Source organism: Mesorhizobium sp. M7A.F.Ca.US.006.04.2.1, assembly GCF_004022915.1.
Classification (GTDB): Bacteria; Pseudomonadota; Alphaproteobacteria; order Rhizobiales; family Rhizobiaceae; genus Mesorhizobium; species Mesorhizobium ciceri.
Map to the genome: position 1 here is coordinate 1 of NZ_RZQA01000151.1, position 9,500 is coordinate 9,500.

At 55.4% G+C, this 9,500-nt stretch carries 9 protein-coding genes; 2 read left to right on the forward strand and 7 right to left on the reverse strand.

Annotation, left to right across the window (positions count from 1 at the left end; translation table 11 throughout):
- Positions 1 to 52 precede the first annotated feature (52 nt).
- The 6 genes from EN925_RS10865 to EN925_RS10895 form a co-directional block, all read right to left on the reverse strand.
- Positions 53 to 490, reverse strand: a complete 438-nt coding sequence (locus EN925_RS10865; protein ID WP_128336529.1) for a hypothetical protein — start codon at positions 488 to 490, stop codon at positions 53 to 55.
- 96 nt (positions 491 to 586) lie between these two features.
- On the reverse strand, positions 587 to 1,399 hold the full coding sequence (locus EN925_RS10870) for a hypothetical protein (protein ID WP_127368062.1): 813 nt from the start codon (positions 1,397 to 1,399) through the stop codon (positions 587 to 589).
- 72 nt (positions 1,400 to 1,471) lie between these two features.
- Positions 1,472 to 2,632, reverse strand: coding sequence for a His-Xaa-Ser system radical SAM maturase HxsC (gene hxsC / locus EN925_RS10875; RefSeq protein ID WP_024503094.1), 1,161 nt, complete (start codon positions 2,630 to 2,632; stop codon positions 1,472 to 1,474).
- Between the two features lies 1 nt (position 2,633).
- A complete protein-coding gene (hxsB, locus tag EN925_RS10880; protein ID WP_127368061.1) occupies positions 2,634 to 4,091 on the reverse strand; it encodes a His-Xaa-Ser system radical SAM maturase HxsB in 1,458 nt (485 codons plus the stop codon).
- A 324-nt stretch (positions 4,092 to 4,415) separates the two neighbouring features.
- The gene (locus tag EN925_RS10890) at positions 4,416 to 4,676 is read right to left on the reverse strand and encodes a hypothetical protein (protein ID WP_127218519.1); all 261 of its coding nucleotides are present in this window, start codon (positions 4,674 to 4,676) and stop codon (positions 4,416 to 4,418) included.
- A gap of 152 nt (positions 4,677 to 4,828) precedes the next feature.
- Positions 4,829 to 6,493 carry a RecQ family ATP-dependent DNA helicase gene (locus EN925_RS10895; protein WP_081714267.1) on the reverse strand — a complete coding sequence of 555 codons (1,665 nt, stop codon included), beginning with the start codon at positions 6,491 to 6,493 and terminating at the stop codon, positions 4,829 to 4,831.
- Positions 6,494 to 6,854: 361 nt separating this feature from the next.
- Between EN925_RS10895 and EN925_RS10900 the strand changes: the two genes are divergently transcribed.
- Both EN925_RS10900 and EN925_RS10905 read left to right on the forward strand, forming a co-directional pair.
- Positions 6,855 to 7,169: a hypothetical protein gene (locus EN925_RS10900; protein WP_127218517.1), complete on the forward strand. Its 315-nt coding sequence runs from the start codon at positions 6,855 to 6,857 to the stop codon at positions 7,167 to 7,169.
- 129 nt (positions 7,170 to 7,298) lie between these two features.
- Complete coding sequence (locus EN925_RS10905; RefSeq protein WP_024503089.1) at positions 7,299 to 8,114, forward strand: hypothetical protein; 816 nt, start codon at positions 7,299 to 7,301, stop codon at positions 8,112 to 8,114.
- Between the two features lie 91 nt (positions 8,115 to 8,205).
- Here EN925_RS10905 and EN925_RS10910 read toward each other — a convergent pair whose 3' ends face one another.
- Complete coding sequence (locus EN925_RS10910) at positions 8,206 to 9,072, reverse strand: hypothetical protein (RefSeq protein ID WP_024503088.1); 867 nt, start codon at positions 9,070 to 9,072, stop codon at positions 8,206 to 8,208.
- Positions 9,073 to 9,500: the final 428 nt, after the last annotated feature.

Here is a 9,500-nt window from a genome sequence, read left to right on the forward strand (position 1 = left end):
CTCCAAAGTACTCTAATCACTCGCAGCGGCCCCAATCGGCCAGACGGCCGGTTCAGTCTGTAGAATAATTGAAAGTGCCGCAGAGGTTTGGGCTATTGATGTCGTGCGGAGTGTCTTTCGATCCAAAGACCGCCATCCCAAGCAGCAGGGGACCACCAGACGACGATCTTTCGAAAAACACGACGTACTGGGCTGGGTCAGATTTCGGATCACCGCAAAGCGTGTTGCCGTTTCTAAGAGCACCCGGATCCCGCGACAATTTGAAAACTTCCGCGGTCGCTTTTTTATCGCCCGTTTCGTCCCACTGACGCCAAGATGCGCCCACCGAGGTCAGACCAACTTTTTTGCCGTTTCCGAATGTGATCGCCAGCTTGCTGCCCGGGATGGCGAAATCTGGATTTCCCGAGAGCCGTATCGTTCCGGTGATTGACTCTGCCGTACGACTATAGGGATCGAATTTACGCTTATCTTGCCAGAGGTGGTGTTCCATGGCTGATTGGGCCAACACCGGACCGCAAACGACGCAGGCCGCGATTGTAAAGGCTAACGGATATCTCAGCTGCAAGATTATCACCTCAAATCCGAGCTACATCCATTTTCGCGCCCACGTTGCCAGTTCGACCCGAGCCTTGTCCGGCCAATCATCTAGAGGCGGCCGGACTTCTATCTTCTTTTGATCCGGTTTCCACGCCGCGTAGACGCGATGTTCTTTTGCGGACACGAAAACCAATGCCTCCTGAAGGCCGCACATATGCGGGGTGCAAGCCGTTCCTACATAGTCGTCGCCGACGAATTTGCCGGAGCCCGTCCCATCAAGCGTTTCCCGGTAGGCACCGAGGTCGGGGCCGAGGAGGTCGCTGATGGCACTGCTAATTTCCCCGTAGCTGAAAAGGTCAGACGGGTGTTTGACAGTGCGCTCTCGCAAGGTCGCGAAGCCCTTAGTCAAATCAGGCTGCATTTCAACGGACGCCTGCTCAGCAAGGCCAGTGGAGGGCGTCCAGACCCATATCTTGCCTACCCTTCCGGCACTTGGAGCTGTGGAAAAAGTAATCGCAGTGTCTTCAACCTTGCGGGTTACCAAGGCGCAGTCGGCTCCCTCGATCGGCCCGTCAATGCGAGGCTGGCCGCTAGGGGGGAACGAAACAATGAAGGGTGAGCCTTCGCAAGCGTTGCCGCCGGACAGGCTGTTGCCGACCAATGTTGGAATTCCGTTCACAATTGTGATTTCGTCGATTGTGAGTCTACCGTCTGTAATGGTCGGCTTTCCATCAAGGTGCATCGTCTCCTCGGCCTCGCCGTAAATTTCGACTGAATGACCGAATAGAATGGCATTGAAATCATCTGCGATTGACGCTGTCGTGAAGCTGAGGATGACAATTAGCGCGAGAAAGTTTCTCAAGTAGCTTCGCATTGGACGGCCTTAGCTTTTGAATCGGGTTTCGTGAAAGTCCCGATGCACATCGGTGTTCTATTATTGGAACGCCGCGATGTGAGAGCTCTTTGCGAGGCTGCTGGATGAAAAGAAGCCGCCACACTTATTGCGTAGGGAGCAACCTCTGCACTCATCGGCGTATTCATTTTTCCAATCGCTGATCGAGCGTTTTGCGTACTGATGGATGGAGCCATCAAGAAGACAGAGCTGGTGATTGTAGACTGAAACATTGATCCTAGCCGCAGCCAGATATTGCACAGCCGCCCGCAACTCACTTCGATAGTCGTACGGGTCTATCCAGAGCTTATCCATATTTGCCCTTGTGAAGCCAGTGATCTCCAGCCCCATGAACGTCACGTGGTCTACGAAGGTGAGGTTTCTAAAAATGAAATCTGACAGGTCGGCGAGACCTTCATAGGTCTGCTTGTGAACGACAACTCGTATCTCAACCTCAGCCCCGACGGACTTCAGGTTCATGATCCCGCGGATGGTCTCATCGAAAGCGCCTTTGGATTGAACCACATAGTCGTGCACTTCCGGGTCCGCTGAGTAGATCGGTATGCCAACGGAAAGACGAGGATGCCCGATTGCTTGATAGCGATGCGAGAAGGCCTTGTCCTTAAATGTCCGGCCATTGGAAAGAATATGAACCGGCGTAGAAGGAAGGTGGTCACGAGCTGATGACAAAATGTCAAAAAAGTCCTCACCCACCAGCGTCGGCTCACCGCCAGTGATCCCGAGAAACGGGGTCGTTGCGGGCAGCAAGGGCAGCACATCCAAAATCTCCCGCGCCAACCAGCGATCGTCAACGTCTTTGGGTGGCTGGGAGCACATCAAGCACAGGTGGTTGCACCGCTCCGTTACGAGGAAATAGTTCGCGTTGGCACCCTTTCTGAACAGGACACGCACTGCCTTCCGATCCGGGACAAAGCGGATAACGTCTCCCTCGCTGAGGTAGTCGAATTCGTGGGGCAGAACGACTAGTCGTCGGTCTGAAAACAGTCGCTCAGCCTCCGGCCGGTGCTCCTCAAAGGTGACAACCCACTGGCATTCAGGATGTAACGCCTGCCCCTTGAAAAGATACGCATCATGCTCCGGGTTGGGCGCTTGATCAGCTTGGCCCGTCACGAGCCTAAGTGCCACTCGCTGTGAGAAATCACCGACGCTTGCTGACGCAGCGAAGCCACTCAGTCGCAACATCCTAATTCGCCCAACTTAGAAAGAGTTCTCGGGCGGTAACGTCCCTCTCCATAAGGTCGATCAGCCTCTTGAAGATCGACATGTTGCGATTGCAGAATCCCGACCGCGTTTTGAGGCCAACAAAGTCGCCCTGCGTTGCGGTGTGGAACACCGGATCGGAGCCACAGAACGGTTCGTAAGCGCAGTCGGCGCACATCGGTACGGAGCCTGCAAAAGACTGCTCGATAGGATCGAGGAGAGCGTCAGACCCGAAAATCTCCGCATACGTGTTTTCGTGGACGTTCCCGAGCAGAAATGTCTTGTCGCCCATCTCAGCCAACATGCGCGCTTCGTCGGATGCGTAGACGCTGGCGTCATAGTTATAGACAACGGCGGAGATACCGATGCCTGCCGGGCTCATCAGGTCCACATATCCCGGCTCGAAAGGCGTGAGCATTTTTGTAAGGATGGTGGCCGCGTAAAACTCCTTGAAAGGAATGCCTTTCCGATTCAGTTCGAGGATGTAATTCAGCCCGTCGAAGTAGAAGTCGAGCCAGTGGTCCACGTCATAGGCAGCGTACGATTTCGTCTTGACCGCGAAGCCGTAAGGAGAAAGCGGCCGAAGGAATATTCCGGGGAAATCTAGCCGCACGTATTCGTCAATGATCTCGCGCACCAGTGGAAGGCTGGCTTTGGTCGTCGTCATAAGTGCGCTGACGCGTCCATGGCCGAGAGCCAGTCTGGCCTTGTGGATACCTGCCACAGCCAATTCATAGCTGTTCTTTCCCGGGCGTGGTCGATTGGCATTGTGAAGAATGGCCGGACCATCAAGCGACGTAGAAATTAGGACGCTGTGCTCGCAGCAAAACTCCAAGATTTCGTCCGTAACGACAGCGAGGTTCGTCGTGATAACGAATTGCAGCGACCGCCCGGCGACCTTGTTGATCGCTTCAGCCCGATGCACGATGTGTTGGATCAACGGGAAATTCAGAAGCGGCTCGCCGCCTTGGAACTCGATCTTGATAGCCGGACTTGGAGACTGGAAAATGAGCGCCAACGCCTTCTCGGCAGTCTCCTCTGACATATCGAAGGCTGAACGATCTTCGCTTTGACGGGATACCTGACAGTAAGGGCAGGAGTGCTCGCACCGCAAAGACACGACCATTATATGAAGCGATGTGAAGTTCTCCAGCCTCTTTGCCTTGGTCCGAACCTTAAGCGCCAGCAGCTCCTTGCCGATATTGGAGGATGCATCAAAGAGGAACTGCCTGCTGCGCAGGCGGGAGTAAGCGGGGTGTGTGCTGGGAAGCTCGTGCTTGACAAACGAAGCCAGCACGGCGCGCGGCAATACCAGATATTCGCCCGCTTGGTTGGTCAGCATATACCGCTCGTCATCCAACTGGGAAAAACGGAAGTACGCGAGCTGGTATGTGTCGTCCAACGGTCGTTGGAACTCAGTTGCCGGAGCAAACTTAGTCATCGGACTGTAGGCCCGATCTGGAAAACGCCAGCGCCAGTATAGCGTTTCTAACCGTGGCGGTTTCGGCGGCGATGCTGCTACGCAGGTCCTGATCCAAGACCTCTAGCCGCAGCCTTTCTATCGCTGCGTCGGCCGCAGCTCGCGCGGCCGCCTTACTGAAGTTGATCGTGCATACTGCGAAGCCGCCTTCGATCGTGATCTCAACCGCAGCGTTTCCAGTTACCCGATACGCTGCGCGCTTCACACAGTCGAGGCTGAAGACTGACAGATCAAACTTGACTTGGGCAGTCTGGACGAGCTCGCTATCGCGAGAAGTGTCCGCCATCAACAATAGCTGTAGCCAGAGCAGTGAGACCCGTGACTAGCATGGCTCGAATGGCTGGTGTGGTACGCCATGATAACGTCCGTACCATTTGAGCGGTCGAGCACCTCACCGTAGCCGAGGTCCGCCGGAACAGTGCCAGCTTCAGCGAGCTTGGCCGAAGGCTGATTTGCCGATTCGACAAGGACTGCAGCCTGAACTTGGCCGCCGAGAATCATCGTGGCCGACAAGGCCATTGGTGACAGAAAATTGCGCTTCGACATTATCCAAACCCCCGTTTGTACGGACTCATTAGCAAAACGGGCCAAGCCGGACAAGTACCGATTGTGGAGACGTGCTTAAGATATCAACAATGTTCCACCAAATACTGTATTGCGGGAGTTGCCGGGTTCCGTCTTCTGAGCGCAATCGATCGTCATTTTCGCCCTGAACGCGAGAATTCAGCTCCCATGACCCGCGCAACATAAGCTATCGCGCCGTGCTTTTTGATTGTTGCGGAGTCGCAGCTATCGCAGCAAGCGGTGTGGTGGGTTCTCGGCGCACGTGTTCCAAAAACCCATTCAAGGATCCGCTCTGCAAGGCTCAGTTTGTGCCGTGCCTCGCTATCGCCGAAATAGTTGCGGATCGACTTACGAAGACAAGAAGTCGAGCGGAGCATCCCGGCCACTTGATCGATGTTCCGGGTCCGCTGCTCCAGCATGACCGCTTTTTGGTGCTCATCCCCCGGTGCATTCGAGACAGTCATCTCGGCCATGAATTTGAGGCGTCCCGTATCACCTCGACCTTTACCGTCGTGGAACATGACCGAGACCGACGGCTTCCCATCTCTTCCAGCGCGGCCAAACTCCTGCAACAGGTCTTCAACAGATGCTGATTGTTGCCAGTGCACCACCAGCCGCACGTTAGGAACGTCGAGGCCCATGCCAAAGGCGTTGGTGCAGACAATCTGATCGACCACTGGGCGGCTCTGCCCCAAGAAGCGCTTCACGAGTTCCTGCCTCTCCCATGCAGTTCCCAGCTTGGAATGATAGAATGGGATGTCCAACCCCATCGCCGACAAAGCAGTCCGCAGTTCGTCACCCACTTTTACCGTAGGGACGAAAATCATTGCCTTCTGCCCCTTCAACTGGGGCAGCGCCAGCATGGATGCTATTTCCTGCGCCCGTTGTTCAGATCGGCAATGCCGTCGCAACATCGCGATGTTTGGCCTATCCACATCGCGGACGAACACCTTTGCATCCGGGATGCCAAGCGAGGCGAGAATCCGGTCCTGCATTTCCTTTCCAGCAGTAGCTGTGAAAGCCAAGACTGGGGGAGCACCGAGCTTTTCCCGAACCTCGCGTAAGCGCCCGTACTCGGGGCGAAAGTCCTCACCCCAGCGGTCAACGCAATGGGCCTCGTCTATGATCAAAAAGGACGGTTCGCTCCGCTTAAGCTGGTTGCGCTCGGCGTCGCTACGAACAAAAAACCGCTCCGGCGCAACATAGAGGAGCTTTATGGCCTTGAGGCCAAGCAGAGAAAAGCGGGTCTCCTTCTCTTCGCGGCTGAGATCACTGTTGATGAACGTTGCCGGTATTTTCTTGGCTAGAAGGTCGGACACCTGTTCGGACATCAGCGCCTTCAAGGGAGAAACAACAAGGGCGACGCCACGCCTAAGCACCGCGGGAAGCTGAAAACATAGGGTTTTGCCGGAACCTGTGGGACTGACGACTAACACGGATTTTCCCGAAAGCGCCGCCAATATGATCGGCAACTGACCGTGACGAAATCGCTGCAGCCCAAACAGGCGTAGAGCAGGTCCGAAGTTACCTGTGGCTTCGGTCACCACTCCTTCGCGGTCCACCCATCTCGCGAGCCTCACGGCCCATCTCTCAATCGCCCGTCTTGCCAGACCACCAGCCAAGTTTGGGTGATGGCGCGCGTGACATCCGTCGCAGAGCGTGACCAAGTTCGACATCTCGTCGGTTCCGCCCATCGAGCGAGGGAGCAAATGGTGAACGTCGGCATCCGCCGACTTGAGCCTGATGCCGCAGGACACACAGCAATAGCCGTCACGGTGCAAAACCTGCTGCCGGATCATGGACCAGCTACTGGATGGCACGTTCAGATCAAAATTCCCCGATTGTAATTAGCAGGTGGCAGGGTAGTTCCCTCGAAAGCATCGCAAGTCTACGCGGAATAGTGAGAGGTCTCAGTTAAAACCGGGTGTAGGAAACTCTTGACAGGTTTAGTGACCGGAGGCATTGCCGTTCCGTAAGGGGATTTGGGCAGCATGATGAAACTGATTTCAGCGTTATTGGCCGCCATTTTCCTCGCGGTCCCACCGGCAGCGGCAACCCAAATTCGGCGACTATCCCACAAAAATGTATCTCAAAGGGAAGTCAGCCCTGCCAAAATTTGCGGGCTCCGCTGCCCAATTCAAGACGAGGATTCGGAACGGTATGAAGTCCGGCCCGAACTACGGCGGCCACTTTACAATGATCGAAATTGGCTGTGGCACGTCGTGCATTTTCGCGTTTCTGATCGATGGCCGTGATGGCAGGGTGGTCGATTTTCCACTCGGCGGCGAGGACAACTATCAGCTTCAACTCCGCTACGGTATCGACAGCACTCTCCTGCAAGCGGATTGGATGGACACCAGCAATGACAAGTACGACACGTGCGTCCGGCGCTTCTACGATGTCGGGTCGGGAAACCTGACGAAGGTTTCTGAGACCACGTATACGATCAAACAGTTCGCGTTCTGCGGCCAATGAAAACGCTTGGTCCGCTTTGGGGCAGGTCTCTCGACCCTATACCGTCGAATGGTTTTGGGAAGGCAACGTGTTGAACGCCGTCGCGTGGTATCTCCGGGAGCGGTTGTTCGCATCGGCTTAGGGGCATCTATGGCCAAATCTATCACAACGGAAGGCCGCATTTTCGCTCGTCAGGTTGGGCGAGAGATAAAGCGACGCGAGTTAATCGGCGCCGTAGCAATTTCGAATGGTAACGAAAAGGAGTGGTGGCCAGCAGTGAAATGGTTGGCCGGTAGTCTAAATTTAGAGGGGTCTCCAGTTAAACGTGTGGCCTTGCTGCAAGCTGTAGGAGACCGCCTCAAGTCCATACCCGAAGCCGACAAGGGAGCTTTTGTCGACATCACCCTCTTTGCTGGCAAAAGAGCCTGCGAAATTATGTTTACCACGCTGCTAGCCGACGACCATCCAATGGAAGCACTCACCGGCCTAGAAACCGGCGTCACCATTCAGTGTCATTATCTCAAGATTGGGCGGTCCGGCACCGATGTCAGGCTTGGGGTCCTTGTCGCACACGCTTCCGCCCATGCCTTAGGTCGCCTTCGTGAACGCGCGCGTGATGACGTTGAGATCAAAGATGGTATCGGATTCCTAAGGGTGTGTGGGAAAGCTGGCCTATTCGCCGCCACCGAGACACGGCTACGGAAAGCCGAGATCAACATTGCCCTCAACGATGATCTGATTGCAACCGGGTCGACGAAAGTAGGAGGCCAAGGTGATCTCGCCAGTTCATTCTTTGATTGCCGTACCGTGCTTCCCCGCGATGCGTGTGATGGTGAGCAAATTGCACAAGCCACCGCTTTCGCTGAGGTCCTCAAAGGACGCGCTACTGCAAACGAAATTCCCTTTTTGGTTCGGCCCAATGATTTCGTGCTGGAGAAGCTCAAGCGTTTTGAGGACGGCAGCTGACTGCTGCTCAGAGTTCCGAGACTTGGCGCCGAACTGTTCCCAAAGTGGCTCCTCGCGCCATAGCAGCGTCCAAGTTGGATAAGAAACGGTCTCAGGCAACGGCCCGGATCAAGGCATGAAGCCGGTCAACGTCCTGCCGAACGATGGTCGAAATGGACCGAGCCGTAGTGCGCTCCAAAACTTCCCGACCGCCTAGTCCGGCGACGCATAGCTTGTCGATCTCCGCGCCGTGCATAAACCGGCAAACGGCAGCAGCTTCACCCGACCTATGCCAATCTTTCTTTTGTTGGTATTCCCCGGTGGGCCGCTTGTCGGAGCTTTTGATGGCGTAGACGCGGTATGTCTTGAGCGGGGCCTTCAGCATGTAGATGAGGCTCTGACGAAGGCCCTTCCAGCTACTACGAACACGGACATGCGCTGCCTCGCGATTTGGCAAGAGCGATCCGTACCGTTCATTCACTGAGTCCTTAAACGCCTCCATTTCATCACGGCTCGCGCCCCACACAATGGCGTGGATATGCCACGATACAACCTTCTCCCGTCCTGTTGGGGTATTGGCATACGGAGCTGCATCGACGATGCCGAAGTAGCAAAATCCCTTGAGCACCTTATCCGCCCACACTTGGAGAACCGACCAGTCGTATGTCTCTGCTTCGGCAGCGGTGGTTACGAAATCGATCGGCGATAGCGTCAGAAAGTAGGCTGGCCTTTCAGGCATTGGCTTAGTTGTGGCCTTCATGACGTTGCGGGCGGCACGGCAGAATTCGATTCTGGCCCGGCAATTTGTCGCTTTAAGCGACAGCGATGAACGATCTGCGAGGTTTTCCCTCATAGCTTCGTCCAAAGCGAACTCGCCCTCACGCCCTCGTTTGCCGAGCGCATATCTCTTCACTTTTTCGTCGAATTGTTGATGGGCGGATACGAAAGTCTTCCATTTCACGATGGGTTCGGAAGCCATGATGGATCTCATGATGGGGGGTGATGTCGAGTGCACATGGTGCGTCACAAGACGGGTTTGTGCACTCGACGATTGAGGTGGTGGTGGGGTACGGCGTTTTCAGTGTCTAATGGGCGTTGGCACGTTGGTGGGTGCTGTCACGTTTTTTGGTGCTACAACTGACCCCAGAGGCCCGACCCAGCGAAGATACGGGCCGCCCTTTTTAACGAGGCTGATCTCGAATTTGGAGGGATCGCCATCTGAACGCCGAACTGAGAGCGTAGCAAAAGACGAAAGCCCGATCTTGTTTATTTGTGCGAGATGCTCCTCGCTCGCCAAGATCTGGAGAGCCAAATATGGAGCGCTTCCGTCGACATGAGGTGTCACGCCAGCCGTGTGCTCTTTGGCGGTGGCTGGCTTTGACCTTGCGGCGGGGAAACGTGCTCGCC